The organism is Nocardia sp. NPDC049935 (assembly GCF_055586645.1).
Genome location: NZ_JBVJHV010000006.1, coordinates 129,449 through 148,054, shown reverse-complemented (window position 1 = coordinate 148,054; position 18,606 = coordinate 129,449). Strand labels below are relative to the sequence as shown.

17 protein-coding genes are annotated in these 18,606 nt (G+C 70.5%); 3 read left to right on the top strand and 14 right to left on the bottom strand.

Translation table 11 applies throughout. From position 1 onward, the window contains the following. Position 1: 1 nt before the first annotated feature. The 9 genes from ACZ6SF_RS23040 to ACZ6SF_RS23000 all read right to left on the bottom strand — a co-directional run bounded on the left by ACZ6SF_RS23040 (position 2) and on the right by ACZ6SF_RS23000 (position 10,454). Positions 2 to 994 (bottom strand): 2-hydroxyacid dehydrogenase, encoded by a 993-nt coding sequence (locus ACZ6SF_RS23040; RefSeq protein ID WP_466064332.1) that lies wholly within the window; start codon positions 992 to 994, stop codon positions 2 to 4. After that, complete coding sequence (locus ACZ6SF_RS23035; RefSeq protein ID WP_466064330.1) at positions 991 to 1,929, bottom strand: beta/alpha barrel domain-containing protein; 939 nt, start codon at positions 1,927 to 1,929, stop codon at positions 991 to 993. Before ACZ6SF_RS23035 ends, ACZ6SF_RS23040 begins: the two co-directional genes overlap by 4 nt. After that, entirely contained in the window at positions 1,926 to 3,167 is a 1,242-nt protein-coding gene (locus tag ACZ6SF_RS23030; protein WP_466064328.1) for a CaiB/BaiF CoA transferase family protein, read from the bottom strand. Before ACZ6SF_RS23030 ends, ACZ6SF_RS23035 begins: the two co-directional genes overlap by 4 nt. 66 nt (positions 3,168 to 3,233) lie before the next feature. After that, positions 3,234 to 4,640 (bottom strand): GntP family permease, encoded by a 1,407-nt coding sequence (locus tag ACZ6SF_RS23025; protein ID WP_466064326.1) that lies wholly within the window; start codon positions 4,638 to 4,640, stop codon positions 3,234 to 3,236. A 138-nt stretch (positions 4,641 to 4,778) separates the two neighbouring features. Beyond that, on the bottom strand, positions 4,779 to 5,207 hold the full coding sequence (locus tag ACZ6SF_RS23020; RefSeq protein ID WP_466064324.1) for a hypothetical protein: 429 nt from the start codon (positions 5,205 to 5,207) through the stop codon (positions 4,779 to 4,781). Next, entirely contained in the window at positions 5,204 to 6,814 is a 1,611-nt protein-coding gene (locus tag ACZ6SF_RS23015; RefSeq protein WP_466064322.1) for a GMC family oxidoreductase, read from the bottom strand. The genes ACZ6SF_RS23020 and ACZ6SF_RS23015 overlap by 4 nt, the downstream gene beginning before the upstream one ends. 37 nt (positions 6,815 to 6,851) lie before the next feature. Beyond that, the gene (locus ACZ6SF_RS23010; RefSeq protein ID WP_466064320.1) at positions 6,852 to 8,357 is read right to left on the bottom strand and encodes an aldehyde dehydrogenase family protein; all 1,506 of its coding nucleotides are present in this window, start codon (positions 8,355 to 8,357) and stop codon (positions 6,852 to 6,854) included. Continuing rightward, on the bottom strand, positions 8,354 to 9,058 hold the full coding sequence (locus tag ACZ6SF_RS23005; protein ID WP_466064318.1) for a GntR family transcriptional regulator: 705 nt from the start codon (positions 9,056 to 9,058) through the stop codon (positions 8,354 to 8,356). Before ACZ6SF_RS23005 ends, ACZ6SF_RS23010 begins: the two co-directional genes overlap by 4 nt. A 37-nt stretch (positions 9,059 to 9,095) precedes the next feature. Continuing rightward, positions 9,096 to 10,454, bottom strand: a complete 1,359-nt coding sequence (locus tag ACZ6SF_RS23000; RefSeq protein ID WP_466064317.1) for an MFS transporter — start codon at positions 10,452 to 10,454, stop codon at positions 9,096 to 9,098. A 534-nt stretch (positions 10,455 to 10,988) separates the two neighbouring features. Here ACZ6SF_RS23000 and ACZ6SF_RS22995 point away from each other — a divergent pair. Then, entirely contained in the window at positions 10,989 to 11,786 is a 798-nt protein-coding gene (locus tag ACZ6SF_RS22995; protein ID WP_466064315.1) for a VOC family protein, read from the top strand. 80 nt (positions 11,787 to 11,866) lie between these two features. Here the strand turns inward: ACZ6SF_RS22995 and ACZ6SF_RS22990 are convergent, their stop codons facing one another. From ACZ6SF_RS22990 to ACZ6SF_RS22980, 3 genes are all read right to left on the bottom strand, one after another. Continuing rightward, complete coding sequence (locus ACZ6SF_RS22990) at positions 11,867 to 12,928, bottom strand: Rv2629 family ribosome hibernation factor (protein WP_466064314.1); 1,062 nt, start codon at positions 12,926 to 12,928, stop codon at positions 11,867 to 11,869. Positions 12,929 to 12,987: 59 nt separating this feature from the next. Next, the gene (locus ACZ6SF_RS22985) at positions 12,988 to 13,962 is read right to left on the bottom strand and encodes a TIGR03557 family F420-dependent LLM class oxidoreductase (RefSeq protein WP_466064312.1); all 975 of its coding nucleotides are present in this window, start codon (positions 13,960 to 13,962) and stop codon (positions 12,988 to 12,990) included. A 164-nt stretch (positions 13,963 to 14,126) separates the two neighbouring features. Next, positions 14,127 to 15,002, bottom strand: coding sequence for an alpha/beta fold hydrolase (locus tag ACZ6SF_RS22980; RefSeq protein ID WP_466064310.1), 876 nt, complete (start codon positions 15,000 to 15,002; stop codon positions 14,127 to 14,129). A gap of 83 nt (positions 15,003 to 15,085) precedes the next feature. Between ACZ6SF_RS22980 and ACZ6SF_RS22975 the strand changes: the two genes are divergently transcribed. Together ACZ6SF_RS22975 and ACZ6SF_RS22970 are read left to right on the top strand one after the other, a co-directional pair. After that, positions 15,086 to 15,862, top strand: coding sequence for a helix-turn-helix transcriptional regulator (locus ACZ6SF_RS22975; protein WP_466064308.1), 777 nt, complete (start codon positions 15,086 to 15,088; stop codon positions 15,860 to 15,862). Positions 15,863 to 15,945: 83 nt separating this feature from the next. Next, positions 15,946 to 16,773 carry a YceI family protein gene (locus ACZ6SF_RS22970; RefSeq protein WP_466064306.1) on the top strand — a complete coding sequence of 276 codons (828 nt, stop codon included), beginning with the start codon at positions 15,946 to 15,948 and terminating at the stop codon, positions 16,771 to 16,773. A gap of 9 nt (positions 16,774 to 16,782) precedes the next feature. Here the strand turns inward: ACZ6SF_RS22970 and ACZ6SF_RS22965 are convergent, their stop codons facing one another. Then, a complete protein-coding gene (locus tag ACZ6SF_RS22965) occupies positions 16,783 to 17,997 on the bottom strand; it encodes a flavin-dependent oxidoreductase (protein WP_466064304.1) in 1,215 nt (404 codons plus the stop codon). Continuing rightward, on the bottom strand, positions 17,994 to 18,446 hold the full coding sequence (locus tag ACZ6SF_RS22960) for a hypothetical protein (protein ID WP_466064303.1): 453 nt from the start codon (positions 18,444 to 18,446) through the stop codon (positions 17,994 to 17,996). Before ACZ6SF_RS22960 ends, ACZ6SF_RS22965 begins: the two co-directional genes overlap by 4 nt. Positions 18,447 to 18,606: the final 160 nt, after the last annotated feature.

Sequence of the window (18,606 nt, the reverse complement as noted above, 5' to 3'; positions counted from 1 at the left end):
CTCAGCGTGCCGTCGCCTCCGGGTTGACCGGGTACGGCGGGAGTTCGCCGCGCGCCATCGCGATCGCGTTCTCCGCGCACCGGCGGGCCATTTCGGCGCAAACCGGTACGGTCGCACTGCCGACATGCGGCAGCAGCACCGTATTCGGCAGATCGGCCAGGCCGGGCGCCAGGCGCGGCTCGTCCTCGTAGACGTCGAGTCCCGCGCCCGCGATGGTGCCGTCGCGCAGGGCGGCGACCAGGGCGGTTTCGTCCACGATCGGCCCCCGCGCGGTATTGATCAGGATCGCCGACGGTTTCATCGACCGGAGCACGGATTCGTCCACCAGGTGGCGGGTTTCGGTGGTGAGCGGTACGTGCACCGAGAGGAAATCGCTTTCCGCCACCAGCTCGGGCCACGCCAGATGCCGGACCCGCCCGGCGAATTCGCCCAGTTCCGCCTCGCTCACCGCGCGGTCGCCGGGGGGACGCGGGCAGAAGGCGACCGTCATCCCGAACGCCAGGGCGCGGCGGGCGGTGGCCCGGGCGATCCGGCCGAACCCGGCCAGCCCGAGCGTGCGCCCGCTGACATCGTGGCCGAGCAGTAGCTCCGGCTCCCAGCCCTGGAACCGGCCGGCGCGGACATAGGCGTCCGCCTCCACACACCGCCGCGCGACCGCCAGCATGAGCAGGATCGCGATATCGGCGGTGGCATCGGTGAGCACGCCCGGGGTGTTGCCGACCACGATGGAATGCGCGGTCGCGGCCTCGATATCGATGTTGTTGTAGCCGACGGCGAAATTGCTGATGCCCCGGATCTTCGCCGACGCCAGCAGCGGCGCGTCGAAGATATCGCGCAGCTGGGCCACCACCACCCGGTGTTCGCCGGAGGCGCAGGCCCGGGCGAGTTCCGCCGGCGACATGGCCTCCGCGAGCGTGACCGTGCCGGCCTCTTCGAGCAGTCGCATTCCGGGGTCGGGTAGCCGGGTGGTGACGAGGAAATCCGTGGCGCTCACGCGGTTTCGCCGATCACCCAGTCGAAGGCCTCGGCCTTGGACCGCGCACCCTGGGCGGTTTTCGAGCGGTTGGGTTCGCCCAGTTCGGCGAGCAGGTTCTCGCCGAGGCGGACCAGGGTGGCCAGGGCGCCGGGGGTGAGCCAGCCGGGGCGGGTGGCGAACAGCAGATCCTCGGTGGCGGTGTTACCGCTGGCACCGGGGGCGAACGGGCAGCCGCCCAGCCCACCCAGCGAACCGTCGACCATGGTCGCGCCGGCGTCGATGGCCGCGAGCGTATTGGCCACGCCCAGACCCCAGGTATCGTGACCGTGATAGAGGATGCGGCGCGGCGGCGTGGTATCCCGCACCGCCCGGATCAGGGCGCTCACCTGGGCGGGTACCGCCTGGCCGAGGGTATCGCAGATGACGATGTCGTCCGCGCCGTCGGTGCGCGGGTCGGCGGCGATGCCCAGGACCCGCTCCGGATCCACGACGCCCTCGAACGGGCAGGTGAGCGAGGTGGCGATACAGAGCTGGATGGAACCCCCGCAGTCGCGGGTCAATTCCACCGCCTTCGGCATGGCGGCGACGCTGTCCTCGGTGGTGCGCCCGATATTGGCCTTGTTGTGCGAATCGGTCGCGGACAGGCAGTACTGGAAATTGCGGGCGCCCGCCGCGGCGGCCTTCTCGATATGGCGGGGCGTGGCCACCCACACCCAGCACCGGGCGAGTTCGTCGGGGGTGAGGGCGGCGATCACGTCGAGGGTGTCGGCCAGCGGCGGGACCAGATCGGGCCGCGCCATGGACCCGATCTCCAGAGCCGGGACCCCGAGTGCGAGCAGTTCGCGCGCGATCTCGACCTTGCGTTCGGTGGCCAGCGGTTTCCCGGTGAGCTGCAATCCGTCGCGCAGGGTGACATCGCGCAGCTGCGCCTCCGGTGTATAGGTGAAGGTCATACCGCAACCCCTGTCTCGGAAGCACCGGCCAGGGCATCGATCTCGTCGTCGGTGAGATGGAGTACCGAACCGAGTACTTCGCGTGTGTGTTCGCCCAGGTCGGGTCCGATTGTACGGATGGGCAACGAGGCTCCGCCGATCACCGGGACGATCCCGGGGAAGCCGACCGTGCGCGGCCGCGCCGCGCCGGTGTCGACCTCGAACGGCTGGATCATATTGCGCGCCGCGTACTGTTCGTCGGCGCAGATATCGGCGGCGGTGTAGATCGGTCCCGACGGGACCCCGGCGGCGTCCAGGATCCGCAGCGCCTCGGCGCGCGATCGGCCGGAGGTCCAGGCGCCGATCGCGGTATCGAGTTCCTCGCGGCGGCGCCAGCGGGCGGCGTTGTCGCGCAGTGTGGGATCGGCGCCCAGATCGGGGCGGTCGATGGTCTCCATGAACCGCTGGAAGATGCCGTCGCCGTTCCCGGCGATGATGATGCTGGTGCCGTCGGCGCACGGATAGGCGTTGCTCGGGGCGATACCTTCCATCCGCCCGCCGACCCGCTCCCGTCGCACCCCGTAGGCCTGATAGTCCGGGACCAGCGATTCCATCACCGACAGGATGGATTCGTTGAGGGCGACATCGATGATGCGTTCGGCCAGGGGGAGCGAGGCGTCGCTGCGTGCGCGCTGGAACAGGGCCATCACGGTGCCGAAGGCGGCATATATTCCGGCGATCGAATCACCGATGGAGACCCCGGTGCGCACCGGCGCGCGGTCCGGATCGCCGACCAGTTCCCGCAGGCCGCCGACCGCCTCGGCCACCGCGGCGAAACCGGGCCGGGCCGACTGCGGCCCGGTCTGGCCGTAGGCCGAGATGCGGGTGATCACCAGGTCGGGATTGGCCCGCTGCAGTTCCTCCGGGCCCAGGCCCCATTTCTCCAGGGTGCCCGGGCGGAAATTCTCCAGCAGTACATCGCATTCCCGGGCGAGGTCGAGTACCAGGGCGCGGCCCCGTTCGGTCTTCAGATCGAGCACGATCGACTTCTTGTTGCGGTTGATCGTGCGGTACAGCATCGAGGTCTCGCCGTCGTAGAGCCGCCACCGGCGCAGTTCGTCACCGGTGCCGGGCCGCTCGACCTTGATCACCTCGGCGCCGAAATCGGCGAGCATGCGCCCGGTGGTCGGCGCGGCGATGTAATTGCCCAGTTCCAGCACGCGGACACCGGCCAGCGGCCGGATTGCCTGATCGCTCATCTCTTCCTCACGGTTGGGTGTTCACTGGCCGGCGCGCACGCCGGAGGTCCTGGCCGGTGTCCGTGCCTACATCACGACACTCAGCGGCATGATCAGCAGGATCGCCACCACCGAGGCGACCGAGACGCCCACGGAGCAGGTTTTCAACGTGCCCCGGGTGGTCTGTCCCATCAGCGATTGCAGTAGCCAGAAGGTGTTGCTGGTGACGTGGACGGCGAACAGGGAGCCGGCGCCGGCGGCCAGCGCGATCAGTACCGGATCGATACCGAGCGCGGGCGCCACGGGGGCCAGGATCCCGGCGGCGGTGATGGCCGAGATGGTCACCGACCCCACCGCGATATGCAGCGCGGCCGCGATCACCCACACCATCAGCAGCGGTGCCGCCGTGCTCGCGGTGAAGTATTCGCCGAGGATATCGCCGAGGCCGATGGCGGAAACGGTCGCCGCGAGCGAACCGCCGACCCCGGTCAGGATGAGGATCTGGCCGCTCTCCTTGAAACCGGTGCCGATGGACCGCTGGATCCGGTCGATCCCTACGGTGCGCCGGCCCACCACGCTGGTGCCGACGAGACCGATCAGCAGGGCGATCACGGGGGTGGAGAGGAATTCGATCACCGGGTTGCGGATCTCGGCGACATCCAGGATCGCGCCGACGGCGATCAGGACCAGCGCGGTGAACAGCGGCGCCAGGAGCAGGGCGAGCGGTGTCCGCGTGCGCGTGGTCGCGGAGACGTCCGCGGTCGGCTCGGCGGAGGTCTTCGTGGTGACGCCGGCGGTGGCGCCGGCCGCGGGAAGTGCCGTATCCGTTTCCGTTTCCGGTTCCGGGTCGATCTGTTCGTCGCGTTCCTCGTTCCACCAGCCGCGGTCGAAGAGGAAGCACATGATGCTCACCGCGATCGCGACGGTCGGGATCACCAGCAGCACGCCGAAGAGCAGCATCTTGCCCAGCGGCACCCCGAGCAATCCGGCCAATGCGAGCGCGCCGACGCCGGGCACGGTCAGCACGATGCCGCATTCGCCGCCGATGGCGAGCGCGGTGGCCATGCGCGCGGTGCCCTTGCGGTCGAGTTTGGCGGCGATATTGCGCGCCAGCGGCGCCGAGATCACCAGCAGCACATCGAGGTAGATCGACTGCAGTGCCGTGGCCAGGGTGAGCGACAGCGCGTGCGGCATCCGGTTGACGCCGAATACCCGGATCAGTGATCGCACGAGGCGTTCGATGGCGCCCGTTTCCTGCAGCATCGCGCCCATCAGCACACCGAAGGCGATCAGCAGGCCGACCTCGGCCATGATGTCGCCGAAACCCGTCGCGATGGTGTCGACGGTTTTCTCCACTCCCAGCCCGGCGGTGAGCCCCAGATACGCCGAACCGATCACCAGCGAGACCGCCGGGTTGATTTTGAACCGGATGATCAGCACCACCACGGCGAGGATCGCCGCGGCCGTATTGGCCATCGTTGCAAGGTCTGACATGTGTTCATCCCATCGAGTCGCACCCGTGCCGAGTGCTCGTCCCGCCGCTCCGGCGGTCGTGCGCCGTGACCCGCGCCACAGCTGGCTCACATTATGGGTGGCGACTCACAATATAGGCAAGTGTGCGGGAGGTCCGGGCTACGGGGTGGGCCGGTAGATGCTGCCGCGGGCCCGCACCGTCGCGAGGAGCCCGTCCCCGGCGTATTCGGGTTGCGGTTCGCCCAGCTGGGGTTCGCCGACCTGGCCGCGGTAGCCGAGCCGGTCCCGGACCCGGGGACTCATCAGATAGGCGCCCGCCAGGACGAATGTCAGCCGTTCGAACTCCGCGGGTTCCCCGGCCAGGAGCCGGTCGCAGAACCCGCGGGCCGGCCGGCCGGATGCCCGGGCCAGCAGAGCGCGGAAGCCGGGCACCAGATCCGGCCGTAGCGCGAGCACCCGGTCGAGGAACTCGGCCGAGAGGCCGGCCTGATCGGCGGACAGTTCGCCCGGCTGCTCGGGAATCAGTTCCTCGGCGAGCAGGTAGGCGGTTTCGCGTTCCTCGTCGGTCAACGTGGGTGGACGGGTCATCCCAACTGCCTCCGGTTCTCGACGAGGTGGCGGCTGCCCCACAGCGCCAGTGCGGCCTGGGTGGCGGCCGGATTGACGCCGCCGCTGGTCACCCAGGTGCTGGAATCGAAAACGAACAGATTGTCCACGTCATGGGTTCGGCCGTACCGGTCGGTGACCGAGGTCCGCGGGTCGTCGCCCATCCGGGCGGTGCCCATCAGATGCCAGCCGCTCTCCTTGACCATCGGGCCGACGATGGTCTCCACGGCTCCGGCCGCCTCGAAGGATTCGACCGCACGCCGGGTGTGCCAATCGAGCATGGCGCGGGAGTTCGCGTCGGTGCGGTAGCCGATCTTCGGCGCCGGCAGTCCGCTGCTGTCGGTGAGTGATCCGGACAGGGTCACCCGGTTGGACGCGACGGGGAGATCCTCGGCGACGATGCTCCACATGGGCGTATGCCCGAGGCGGCCGCGCAGGGTGCGGTGGAAATCCTCGAACCACATCGGTGCGTCGGACTGGGCCCAGGGGTAGGAGCGGGTGATCCCGAGCGGGCCGCCCGTCGGCTGCAGGCCCCATTTCGCGCCGCGCACGAAACCGCGCGATTCGTCGGTCTCGTAGAACTGCATACTGTGGATCTGCTGCCCCCACGATCCGGCGGTGGTGCCCAGATCCTGCTCGAACACCCCGGCCACCGCCGCGAACGGATGCATCATCAGATGCGTGCCGACCAGGCCCGACGAGTTGGCCAGCCCGTCGGGGTGACCGGTGGTCGCCGACATCAGCAGCAGCCGGGGCGTGCCGAGACCGTTGGCGCACAGGACCACCGCGCGGGCGTACACCGCGTCCAGGCGGCCGTCGGCGTCGATGTATTCGACGCCGGTCGCGCGTCCGTTCTCCATCAGGACCCGGGTGGCCCGGGCGCCGGTGCGCAGCCGCGCGCCGTCGCGCAGGGCGGCCGGCCAGTGGGTGATATCGGTCGAGGCCTTGGCGCCCTCGGGGCAGCCCGACATACAGGTGCCGTGCTGGCGGCAGGGTTTGAGATCGCGGTAGACGCGGGTGGAGATGGCGTTGGACCCGGGCCACCAGTGCCAGCCGAGTTCGTTGAGAGTGTTCGCCATCAACCGGCCCGACGCCCGCAGCGGCACCGGCGGGTTGGGCGGTCCCGCTCCGGGGGGATAGGCGGGATTACCCGCCAGCCCGGAGACTCCCAGCTGCCGTTCGGCTTCCACATAGAACGGTTCGAGGTCCTCATAGGAGATCGGCCAGTCGTCGGCGACGCCGTCCAGCGACCGGACCCGGAAGTCGCCGGGTGTCATCCGATGCCATTTCGCCGAGTACAGCACCGTCCCGCCGCCGACCCCGTTCCACATCAGCGGGCTGATATCGGATTCGGTGTCGTCGACCGGATAATCCGCGGCCGCGGCGCGTTTGTTCGGGTTGCGCGCCCAGTGCAGGTCGGCGGTGACCTCGTAATCGTCGAAATCGGCGCGGGCCTTCGCGTAGTCGGGCCAGTCGCCCTGTTCCAGGCAGACCACGGACAGCCCCGCCCGCGCCAGCTCGGCGGCGGTGATACCGCCGGCCAGGCCGGCGCCGACGATGACCACGTCGACGGGATCGGATCGATTCATGTGCAGTACATTCACTTTCGCGTTGACGCGGACTCGGCTAGCGGTGCCAGGTCACAACCTTCTCGACGGACATTTCCCGGATGGCCGATTCGGGCCCCTCCTTGCCGTATCCGCTGCCCTTCACGCCGCCGTAGGGCATGTTGTCGGCGCGGAAGTTGGCGCAGTCGTTGATATGCACACCGCCGGTCTCGAGCGCGCCGGCCAGTGCGGTGGCCGTATCCAGGGAGCGGGTGAAAACCCCGGCCATGAGCCCGAACTCGGGAGCGTTCGCCGTCGCGACCGCCTCGTCGAGGGAATCGAACGGGTAGACGGCGACCACCGGGCCGAACGCTTCGACGTGGCCGATCTCGGCCTCGTCCGCCGGATCGAACAGCACCGTGGGCAGCACCGTCGATCCCCGGACACCGCCGGTGAGCAACCGCGCGCCGTGCTCGACCGCGTCGTCGATCAGCGCACCGAGCCGGGCCACTGCCTCGGCGGAGATCACCCGGCCGAGTTCGGTGCCGGGATCGTAGGGATCCCCGACCCGCAACGCGCGGGCGTGCCCGGCGATCGCGGCGGCCAGTTCCGCGGCGATCGACCGGTCCGCGAGCACGCGCTGCACCGAGATACAGGACTGGCCGGAGGACACCATCGCCCCGGCCGCACAGCGCTGCGCGGCCAGTTCCAGATCGGCGTCGGCCGCGACCAGGGTCGCGGTATTGGATCCGAGCTCGAGGACAGTGCGCTTCAGCCGGCTGCCCGCGGCGGCGGCGATCGCCGCGCCCACAGCCGTACTGCCGGTGAACGAGACCAGCCGCACGGCCGGGTGTTCGACCATCCGGGCGCCGACCGCGCCGTCCCCGCACAACACACTGATCGCGGCCGGAGGCCAGCCGGCCCGGATCGCGTAGCCGGCCAGCGCCAGGGTCGCCAGGGGAGTCCGGTCGCTGGGTTTGAGCAGGACCGGGCAGCCCGCGCCGATGGCCGCGCCGAGTTTGTGCACGGCCAGCAGCAGCGGGAAGTTGAAACCGCAGATCGCGGTGACGACGCCGACCGGTTCCCACACGGTATGGGCGCGGCGCCCGCGCCCGGAGGGTACGGCGTCGACCGGGATCTCCCGGCCGACCAGCCCGGCGGCCCCGTGCGCGGCGGCGCGCAGTGTCGCGACGGCACGGTCGACCTCACCGAGGCTGTCGCGCAGTGCCTTACCGACCTCCCGGGTCAGCACCGCGGCCAGTACCTCGCGGTCCCGGTCGACGGCGGTCGCCATCGACTCCAGAATCCGGGCGCGCTCGGCGCGATCCAGCCGGGCGCATCGGGCGCGGGCGGTATCGGCGGCCGCCGCGGCGGTATCCACCAGATCGGCATCGGCGGTGTGGAAGCGGATCGGGTCGGTGTCGTCGGCCGGTGACCCGGTGTGTGCGACGGCGCCGGTGGCGCGCGCGACCCCGGCCACCACCAGCGGCGCCGGGCCCTCGGCGGCGCCCCGCAGGAAACGCCTGGGGTCCAGCGGATCGCCGTCGAGGCCGGGGCGCGTGGCGGATTCGGCGGCGAGCGTCACGACTGCGCCTCGCCGTCGGAAGCGGCCGGGACGCCGCGGCGGTCCTGACGTGCCAGCCGGTTCAGCAGTACCGACCGGGCCGCGAGGATATGCGCGTGCTGGATACCGGCGGCCCAATCCGGGTCGCCGGCATTGAGCGCGTCCACCAGCAGATGATGTTCCTGCAGGGTCTTCTCCATTTCCGAACGGGTGTAGAGGAAGAAGATCCGGTGCATCAGCGGGACGTGGGTCACCCCGGTGAGCGCCGCGACCAGGCGGGGACTGCCCGAGGATTCGAACACCAGCTGATGGAACCGCAGGTTCAGCTCGCCCAGCAGATGCCGGTCGGGTTCGTCGGCGCGCCCGATGCGGGTCATCTCCGCGGCGAGATCGGCCAGCGCGGCGATCGGCACCCGGTCCGAGCGCATGGCGGCCCGGCGGGCGGCGAACGATTCGAGCACCGCCCGCAGCTGGTAGATCTCGTCGATCTCCTCGCGCGACCACTGCGGCACCTCGAAACCGCCGGCCGGGCGCGCGTCGAGGATCCCTTCGGCGCTGAGCAGCTGGAAGGCCTGGCGTACCGGGGTGCGGCTCATTCCCAGCCGGGCGGCCACGTCCACTTCGCGGACGCGTTCTCCGGGTTCGATCTCGCCGTTGAGCACCCACTGCCGGATCTCGTCGACGGCGCTGCGGGTCAGTTCACCGGCTCTGGATGTGGGCATTGCGGTCCTCGCCTGGAATCTCGGTGTGCCGGATGGGTCAGTGGATCGGATCGGGGGAGCGGCGCAGGGCGGCGGCAGGTAGGACCGGCGCGCGGGTTTCGTCGATATCGACGAGATCGTCGGCGTGCAGATCGCTGCCCTTCAGCAGGAAGGCGGCCACCGCACCGCAAATGGCGGTGCCCAGCAGATAGATCGACGGCGCCGGAGTCCAGCCCGTCTGCTGGATCAGGAAGGTGGCCACGAAGGGCGCGCTGCCGCCGAAGACCGCGGCCGGGATGTTGAACCCGATGGAGACGCCGGTCGAGCGGATCGCCGCCGGGAACAGTTCCGGCATGGCCGCCGCGGAGGCGGACAGGTAGACGGCGGTGAGGAAGCCCAGCGCCAGCTGGGAGGCCAGTGCGAGGACCGGGTTCCCGAGGGTTATCGCGGCGAACACCGGGAAGACGAGGACCGCGAAACCGAGCGATCCCGCCAGCAGTACCGGCCGGCGGCCGATCCGGTCGGAGACCCGGGCCACCAGCGGCAGCGTCACCATGGTCGCGGCGCCCGCGCACATCGTGGAGACCAGCGAGAAGGTCGCGCCGTAGTCGTTGACGGTGCCGATATAGGTCGGCATATAGGTGAAGACCGCGTAGAAGCAGGTGGCGTGCATGGCGCCGATACCCACGATGAGGGCGAGGCGGCGGCCCCGGCCGAGTACCTCGCGGGCCGGCGAACTGCTCAGCGCACCGGTTTCGCTCATCGTCCGGAAGTCGGGCGTCTCTTCGAGTTTCGCGCGGATGTAGAGGGCGATACCGGCCAGCGGCGCGGCGAGCAGGAACGGGATCCGCCAGCCCCAGTCGGCCATCGTCTCGTCGCCGAGCGCCGCGGTCAGACCGGTGACCACGGTGATCCCCAGCATCAGTCCGGCCGTGGTGCCGAAGGTGAGCCAGCTGATACCGAACGCCCGGCGGTTGGGTCCGGCGTATTCGAGCAGGAAGGCGCTGCCGCTGCCGTACTCGCCTCCGGCGGAGAAACCCTGCAGCGTGCGCAGCAGCACCAGTACCAGCGGCGCGGCGATCCCCCAGCTGTCGTATCCGGGTAGGACGCCGATACCCACCGAACAGGCGGCCATCACCGTCAGCACGAGCACCAGCACCCGTTTGCGGCCGATCCGGTCGGCCAGCGGGCCGAGTACGAACCCGCCGAGCGGCCGCGCGAGGAAGGCCAGGCCGAACACCGCGAAACTGCTCAGCAGTTCCGCCGTCGGATCCTCGGACGGGAAGAACGTGGCTCCGATGTGGACGGCGAGGAAGCCGTACACGGTGAAATCGAAGAACTCGATCGTATGCCCGACGGTTGCTCCGACGATGGCGCGGACGCGCCCCGGCGAACGAGCGGGTGCCCGGGTACTCATGGTCACTCCTGACTGACGGCGGCGATGCCGTCGGCGGATATCCGCCGCTGATGTGCCGTGCCCGGCACGGTGAAGCCGAATGTGGTGTGGTGCGTGCCGCAGGCCGGTCGGCCTTGTGATCGGACCCACATACCGCGCACACTGTATGCAGAAGGGTGGAATGTATGCAAGAAATTGCCGATAATCCCAGTTGGACCGGGGTAGGTTCCGAACTATGTATACATAATCGTCTGGCCGTGGGTGGGTTGATTCCGGCCGGGCAGCCCCCGGCGGTGCTCGTGGGGCCGCGGCTCCCGGCGCGAACGGGAGGGGCCGGGCGCCGCGGTACGCCCGCGTCGCCGGGGCGACGCCGTACCGGACGGCGGTTATCTCCGTCGGCCCGGGCGCGGCCTGTTGCCCGGGAGGTGGGTGATCGCTACGGTTTAGCCGGCGGAGCCGGGGAAGCGCTCCGCGTAGTGCAACGGCTGTCGGTGCCGGGCTGACATGCGCCCCGCTATCGCTCGACTCGCGCGAACCGAGAACGAAGGACACGATATGCCGGTACGTGAACAACCCTGGCCCGCCGGTACTCCGTGCTGGGTCGACTGCCAGGTCGACGACACCGCCCGGGCGCGTGAGTTCTACGGCGCCCTGTTCGGCTGGGAGATCGCCGACAGCGCGCCGGAGGCCGGCGGCTATCTGATGGCGATGCGCCACGGCCGCCCGGCCGCCGGTATCGGGCCCAAACCGCCCGGGCCCGAGATGCCGTCGGTGTGGACGACCTATATCGCCAGCGACGACGCGGACGCGACGGCCGAGGCGATTCGCGCGGCGGGCGGGGCGGTACTCGTGGAGCCGTTCGACGTGATGGACGTGGGGCGGATGCTGGTGGCCGCCGATCCCACCGCCGCGGTGTTCGGCGTCTGGCAGTCCCGGCGGCATTTCGGCGCCGCGATCTACAACGAGCACGGCGCGTACTGCTGGAACGAACTGCACACCGACGGCTACAAGCGCGCCCAGGACTTCTACGGCCAGGTGTTCGGCTGGGTCTTCACCGAGGTCGGGGACGGGGAGAACGTCACCTACGCGACCTTCGCGCCGGGACCGGACGCCGATCCGATCGGCGGGATCAACGATTCCACCCTGTCACCGGGGTCCGCGCCGCCGTACTGGCTGGCCTGGTTCCAGGTCGACGACACCGACGGCGTGCTCGCCGCCGCGACCGATCTGGGCGCGTCGGTGGCGATGGGACCGCAGGACAGCCCGTTCGGCCGGATGGGGGTGCTCACGGCGCCGCAGGGCGAGGCGTTCGGGGTCATCGATATCTCGCAGACCGCGCAGTCACCCTCCTGAGCGGCGGACCCGCCGGATGTATGCCCGCGACGGGGGCGCCGGCAGTCGGCGTCCCCCGGGTCGCGGGTCGCAGCTGGTGATCAGGCGTGGCGGAGCAGGGCGCCCACGCCCTCCGGCGGTGCCGCGGTCTCGTCGACCGGGGTGATGATGGCGCCGCGCACCAGCGTGGCCACCGGTAGCGCCTCGTCGGCGCGGCAGGTCCACGCCGATTTCTCGCCCGGTGCGCCGAGCGCGGCGGGGTCGCGCAGCGGTTCGGGGTCCAGCGCGACAGTACGGTCGCCGAGCGCCGTGGAATTGATCAGCAGATTCTCGGTATTCGCCGCCAATAGCGCCGAAACCGTCGGCGCCAGCCCGCTGACCGCCAATCCCTCGGCGCGGCCGCGCGCCTTGTCGTAGCGCGCGATCACCTCTTCGTGCCGGTGCCCCGCCTCGGTCGCGACGATTTCGCGGACCTCGTCGTCGAGATCGTCGCCGTCGGATTCGACCTCCACCACCTGTGCCCCGGTGGACCCGAGCGCCGCGCGCACCGCCGATCTGGCGGTCACCTCACCGGCCACCACGATCACCTGGGCCCGGATCTCGCGGGCCAGGCGGGTCAGCTCGGCGGCGACCTCCTCGGTATTGCGCCTGACCTTCTCCTCCACCCGCCGCTGCATCGACCGATGCGACCAGCCGCCGCCGTGTCGCACCTTGTGGATCGGATGGCCCTCGCCCGCAACGGTTTCGCCGACCACCGTGCCGCGCGCGTCGACCCCGTACATCTCCGAGCCGACCTTGTCGACCGTGGCCACCGCGTGCGGGACCTCCCGGGCCTCGGATTCGATCAGCGGAAGCAGATACGGCAGTGGTGAGACCCGCACGGTGTCGCGCGGTGGCGGTTGCGGCAGCCGCCGGTCGAGCAGTACAGCGCCGGAATCGGCGATCAGGGCGCGGCCGGTATGTCCCGGCTCCGGCGGGCTGCCGGTGACCGCCGCGCCCAGCGTCTCGATCATCGTCGCCGTTGCCCCCAGTTCGGCGAGTTCTCCGGCGAGCGCGCGCCACTGCAGCGTCCGCCGGTGTTCGGCGTCCTCGGTATCGTGTTCGGCGTCGATGTACAGCGACGCGAACGGACCGGGTCGTTTCGCTACGTCTCTGATACTCATGCCATTCACCCCCGGCGCGTACCCCCCTTGCGGAGATCGAATCCGGCCGGCGGAAATCGTCAGTCCGGCCGTGCGGTGAGCGCCCGGAGCGGTTTGTCCAGTTCGCTGCGGTAGAAGTCCAGGAAACCGTCCGGATCGGGGCCGGTGTTCATCGTCACCAGATGGTCGAATCCGGCCTCGGCGAACGGCCGGGCCACCTCCAGGCAGCGCTGGGGATCGGGTCCGCAGGCGAAGTTCTCCAGAATGTCCTCGGTGCGCACGGTCGCCGAGGCCGCCGCGAAATTCACCGGGTTGGGTAGTTCGCTCATCACCTTCCACCCGGTCAGCGCCCAGCGGGTGGTCTCCCGGGCGGCCTCCGCGGCGGCCCGGGCGTCGGGCCCCCACGCGATCGGTATCTCCGTGTAGCGGGGGCCGCTGCCGCCCGCCTCGCGGTAAGAGGTGACGAGCTCGGGTTTCGCCTCGGTGGCGAAGAGCCCGTCGCCCAGTTCGGCGGCGATCCGGGCCGCCCGGGTGCCGCCCGCGGCCACGGCGATCGGAGGCGGTTCGCCGGGCAGGTCGAACAGCCGCGCATCCGACAGCTGCAGGTAGCGGCCGTCATACGACCGGTATCCACCTCGGAAGAGCAGCCGGATGATCTCCAGCGCCTCGCGCAGCAGCCGGTGGCGGCCTTCCACATCGACCGGGAAACCCTCGCCGACCACGTGTTCGTTGAGCCTTTCACCGGAACCGACGCCCAGGGTGAACCGGCCGTCGGAGAGCAGCGAAACCGTCGCCGCGGCCTGGGCCACGATCGCGGGGTGGTAGCGCACGGTCGGGCAGGTGACGCCGGTGGCGAGCCCGATCCGATCGGTCCTGGCGGCGATCGCCGCCAGGACGGCCCAGGCGAACGGCGAATGGCCCTGTTCGTTCAGCCAGGGATGGTAGTGATCGCTGATCTCGACGAAATCGAATCCGGCCGCTTCGGCCTGTACGGCCTGCCGGACGAGTTCCCCGGGACCGAAGCCTTCGGCGGCCAGTTTGTACCCGATCTGCATGGTTCCTCCGGGAGCTGTCGATGGTGTATCGCCCGCCTACCGGCATCGTCCGGATCATCCGCACCGGATGCGGTCGCGGTACCCGGGCGCGGCGGGGCGAAACCGGGTGCCGGAATCCGGCGGCGGTCCGGCCGGTGGTGGCGCCGGGGCTCCCGTGCTCGCCGCTATCGCGCGGGCCTGCGCAACCAGTCCCGCAGGGCCGCGGTGACCTGTTCGGGGCGCTGTTCCATGAGGAAGTGGTCGGCGTCCAGTCGCACCAGTTCGGCGCCGGGGATACCCGCGGCCAGCTCTTCCGCGGTGGCGACCGGGATCGCGGGATCGTGGGTACCCCAGATCACGGTGGTCGGGCAATCGATCTCACCGAGCCGGGCGCCGAGTTCCGGTCGCACCCGGACCTCGTACCCGGCCCAGAAGTGGGCGTACCAGCGGCGTCCCTCCGGTGTGCGCAGGAACGCGAGATAGCGGTCCAGCTCCGCGGTATCGAAGGACCCGTTGCGCAGGTACCCGGACAGACCCCGCCGGTGGATCGGATGCACCGCCGCCGTGGAGACCGTCCACCGGGTCGCGCGGTGCCGGGCCGCGACGGTGAATATGCCGAACAGCAGCCGGTACGGCGTGGTGAAGGTGCCGTGTGCCCGCGAATTCAGCAGGGCCAGCCGCCGGACCCGGTCCGGATGGCGCTGGACGAAACCGAGGCCGAGGAAACCGCCGTAGTCGTGGCAGGCCAGATCCACCCGGTCCAGGCCCAGGGCGTCGAACATCCGCGCGATCCGATCGACCTCACTGTCGTAGTCACAGCCGCGCGCGGTATCGCGGACCGAATCGCCCCAGCCGAACCAGTCCGGGGCGAGGACCCGGCGAGTCGTCGACAGCGGGCCGATCTGATGCCGCCACGCGCGGTGCGATTCCGGCCAGCCGTGTAACAGGACCAGTGGATCACCGGATCCCGCCGTCACGTAGCACAACCGGGCGCCGTCGACGGTCGTCTCGTGCCGGGCGGGTGCGGTTCCGGTGTCGTACCCGGTCGGTTCGATGGTCATCGTCTCCTCCTGAGGGCCGGTGGTCGCGGGTTCCGGGGAAAAGGGGGCCGCGAGCGGGTGTACGCGCCGGTATCGTCGCGCGTATGACCGTGTCGGCACTTCCGGAAACGTGCCCCGCGCCCGAGGTGACCGCACGTCTGTGGGTGCGGTTGGGGCATGCCGTCTACCTCGGGCCCGGCCTGGGGCTGGACGCGCATTCGACCGCGATCCCGTCGCTCGGCGTGGGCGTCGACGCGCCGTTCCGGGTGCGGGTGGCGGGCGCGCCGGATATCGACGCGCGCAGTTTCCTGTTCCGGGCCCGGGTGACCCACCATCTGGTGCGCAGCAGCGGCACGATGCTGTTCTGCTTCTTCGATCCCACCAGCGCCCGGCTGGCCCGCTGCCTCGGCGGGATGACCGGATCGGCCGGCTCCTACCCCCACACGCACCGGCACGAGGCGGATCTGGTGGCGCTGTGCCGGGATCCGGTCCCCGATATCGAGCGCCTGCTCGAGCTGGCCAGTATTCCCGTTCCCGAGGTGCGTGACGGTCGCGTCGCCTCGGCGGCGGCCGCGATCCGCGCCGATCCGGCGGCCCCGCACCGGGCGCCGGATGCCGCTCGCTCGGTGGGCCTGTCCACCTCCTACTTCCTGCGCACCTTCGCCGCGCAGACCGGCACCAGTTTCCGGCGCTATGTGCAGTGGGCGCGGATGGTGCGGGTCGCGCGGTCGTTCGCGGCCGGCCACGATATGACCCGCTCGGCGGTGGACGCCGGGTTCGCGTCGCCCTCGCATTTCAGCGATACGTTCCGGGCCATGTTCGGCCTCACCCCCACCGCCTTCACCCGGGTCGGCGGCGAACTGCGCATCCTCGACCACTGACCGGCGACCATACCGGCCTGGGTATATTCGCCCCGGGGTGTTTGCTCGTGCCGACAATTCGCGACGGGTGAGAAGGTGATGTCATGGCCGGTTCCGGGTTGACCGCCCGGGTCCGCGGCACCGGCGGTCGGCCGGTCCCGCACGCGGTGCTGACCGTCACGGATACGAGCGGCCGCCAGCTGACCCGGGCGGTCGCCGACGCCACCGGCGCGGTCTCGACCGAACCGTTGCCGCCGGGTGTGCACACCGCGGTACTCACCGCCGCCGGATATCAACCGGCGGCGCGGGCGGTCCGGATCCCGGCCGCGGGCCGGGCCGCCCTGGGGGATCTCGCGCTGACCGCGGTGGCGGCGGCGGTCGCGGTCCCGCCGCCCGGGCCGTGGACCATCGATCCGGCGCATTCGTCGGTGCTGGTCACCGCCCGCCATCTCGGGATCTCGAGTATCAAGGCGCGCTTCGGGACGGTGCGCGGGCGGCTCGAGGTCGCGCCGGTGTTCGAGGAGTCCACCGGTCGCGCCGAAATCGACGCGGCCGGTATCGATACCGGGATCGCCATGCGCGACACCCATCTGCGGTCCGCGGATTTCCTCGATGTCGGCAACTATCCGCTGATCACCTATACCGGTACCGGAATGCGCCGGACCGGCGCCGACACCTGGGTGATGTCGGGTGAGCTGATGTTGCACGGGCAGCGTCGTCCGGTGGATCTGGACCTGACCTACGGCGGATTCGGCGACGACCCCTGGGGTGGGGTGCGCGCCGCGTTCCATGCCGAAACACTGTTGCGGCGTGAGGATTTCGCGATCGACTACAACGCGATGGTGCGTGCGGGGGTGGCCGCGGTGGGCGCCACCGTCAAACTGGACCTCGATATCCAGGTGGTCCGGGGTGACCGGCTGCCACAGCCCTGACGCCGGTCGTCACCGGGTCGCGCTGGTCCGGCGGTACCCGTCGGTGATCGCCCGTAGTTCCGCGGTGCTCAGCACATCCTCGATACGGGTGAAACCGTGCGGTGCCCGTTCGGCGACCAGCCGCAGGGTGCGGTCCATCGGCATATCCCGGTTGGCCAGCACCACCGCGTTCGCCGGTTCGCGGCGCGCCGATTCGTAGGCCGCGAGCCCGGCGGCCGGATCCTCGCACCCGCGCAGTGCCTCGGCCAGGGCGACCGCGTCGAGGATCGCCTGCGACCCGCCGTTGGAGCCGATCGGGTACATCGGATGCGCGGCATCTCCCAGCAGGGTGATCCGTCCGAAACTCCACCGCGGCAGCGGATCCCGGTCCACCATCGGATACTCGAGCACGGTGTCGGTGGCGGCCAGCAGGGCGCCGATATCCAAGCCGGCGATCCGCCAGCCCGCGTAGTACGGGGCGATATCGGCGAGCCGGCCGGTGCGGGTCCAATCCGCGACGCCCTGGGTGCCCTGCGGTGTCCGCACCTCCGCGACCCAGTTGACCGGCACGGTGCCGCCGTCGGCGGCGTTCGCGAGCGGGTAGGCGACCAGTTTGGCGGCGTGATTGCTCCCGGCCATCAGCATCGAGGAGCCGGTCAGGAACGGGGCGGCGTCGGCGGTCCCGCGCCACATCCGGATACCGTTCCAGCGCGGTGCGCCCTCGTGCGGATAGAGGTACGCGCGGACCGCCGAATGCAGGCCGTCGGCGCCGACGAGTACATCGGTATCCCACTGTGTGGTCGTATCGTCGCGCCGGTCCCGGATCACGGCGCGTACCCGTCCGGCTTCCCCGGCGGCGGTGACGAACCGGTGTCCGGTGTGGACGGCGCCGGGACCGAGCCGGTCGAGGACCGCCTCCAGCAGCAGCGTCTGCAACAGGCCGCGGTGCACCGAGTACTGCGGCCAGTCGTGCCCGGCGGCCAGCCCGCGGGGTTCACGCCAGATCTCGTTGCCGAACCGGTCGAAATGCAGCAGCTCCGAGGTGGCCACCGCCCGGGCGGCGAGGAGCTCCTGCACGCCGAGCCCGGCCAGCGCGGCGGTCGCGTGGGGGAGCAGGTTGATCCCCACGCCCAGGGGCCGGAGTTCGCTCGCGCGGTCGATGATCCGGACGTCGATCCCCGCGGCGTGCAGACTCAGCGCGGCGGTCAGGCCGCCGATACCGGCGCCGACGACGAGGACCCTCACCGGTGCGCCCCGAGTGGAACCACGGCCGGATTGAAACGTTCGTGCAGATGCGCCACCGGGATCGACCGATGGTCGCTGAGCACGCTCTCCTTGTACGCGCAGGGCGGGCCGGCGTCATCGCCGACCGCCCAGTGCGTCAGACCGGTGCCCAGGACGGTGCGCGCCAGATGCCTCCGCCCCGCCGCGAGACTGTGACCGATCGGCAGATGTTCGTCGGTGAGCAGTTCGGTGAGTTCGCGATCGGCGGCCACGATGGCGACCCGGTTCAGCGAGACCGCGACGCCCTCGCCGGTGACCAGGGCGGACCGGCGCACCACCACCGGGTCGTCGGTACCGCAGCCCAGGGCGGCGCGGACCGGGGGCTCCAGGGACCGCGCGGTGGTGACGTGCTGGTCGGTGAGGTCGAGGGCGAGCGGCCGCCCGACCAGGGCCTCGAGCAGGACGGTCATCGAACCGTCCGCGCGAAGTAACATCCGGGTAACCGACGGGACATCGTATTCCGTTGTCTCCGTAAGGAATTCCGTCACCTCGAGAACGATACGGAACGGGCCCGGGTCCGGCACTCCGGGCGACCGAGACTTACACCACGTCGTCGCCCGATCGGTATGA

Excerpts from the sequence above, each read along its gene's own strand:
- ACZ6SF_RS23030 (WP_466064328.1), bottom strand. The coding sequence starts at position 3,167 with ATGAGCGATCAGGCAATCCGGCCGCTGGCCGGTGTCCGCGTGCTGGAA.
- ACZ6SF_RS23015 (WP_466064322.1), bottom strand. The coding sequence starts at position 6,814 with ATGAATCGATCCGATCCCGTCGACGTGGTCATCGTCGGCGCCGGCCTG.
- ACZ6SF_RS23025 (WP_466064326.1), bottom strand. The coding sequence starts at position 4,640 with ATGTCAGACCTTGCAACGATGGCCAATACGGCCGCGGCGATCCTCGCC.
- ACZ6SF_RS22990 (WP_466064314.1), bottom strand. The coding sequence starts at position 12,928 with ATGAGTATCAGAGACGTAGCGAAACGACCCGGTCCGTTCGCGTCGCTG.
- ACZ6SF_RS22980 (WP_466064310.1), bottom strand. The coding sequence starts at position 15,002 with ATGACCATCGAACCGACCGGGTACGACACCGGAACCGCACCCGCCCGG.
- ACZ6SF_RS23020 (WP_466064324.1), bottom strand. The coding sequence starts at position 5,207 with ATGACCCGTCCACCCACGTTGACCGACGAGGAACGCGAAACCGCCTAC.
- ACZ6SF_RS23035 (WP_466064330.1), bottom strand. The coding sequence starts at position 1,929 with ATGACCTTCACCTATACACCGGAGGCGCAGCTGCGCGATGTCACCCTG.
- ACZ6SF_RS22960 (WP_466064303.1), bottom strand. The coding sequence starts at position 18,446 with ATGACCGTCCTGCTCGAGGCCCTGGTCGGGCGGCCGCTCGCCCTCGAC.
- ACZ6SF_RS22970 (WP_466064306.1), top strand. The coding sequence starts at position 15,946 with ATGGCCGGTTCCGGGTTGACCGCCCGGGTCCGCGGCACCGGCGGTCGG.
- ACZ6SF_RS23000 (WP_466064317.1), bottom strand. The coding sequence starts at position 10,454 with ATGAGTACCCGGGCACCCGCTCGTTCGCCGGGGCGCGTCCGCGCCATC.
- ACZ6SF_RS22985 (WP_466064312.1), bottom strand. The coding sequence starts at position 13,962 with ATGCAGATCGGGTACAAACTGGCCGCCGAAGGCTTCGGTCCCGGGGAA.
- ACZ6SF_RS22975 (WP_466064308.1), top strand. The coding sequence starts at position 15,086 with ATGACCGTGTCGGCACTTCCGGAAACGTGCCCCGCGCCCGAGGTGACC.
- ACZ6SF_RS23005 (WP_466064318.1), bottom strand. The coding sequence starts at position 9,058 with ATGCCCACATCCAGAGCCGGTGAACTGACCCGCAGCGCCGTCGACGAG.
- ACZ6SF_RS22995 (WP_466064315.1), top strand. The coding sequence starts at position 10,989 with ATGCCGGTACGTGAACAACCCTGGCCCGCCGGTACTCCGTGCTGGGTC.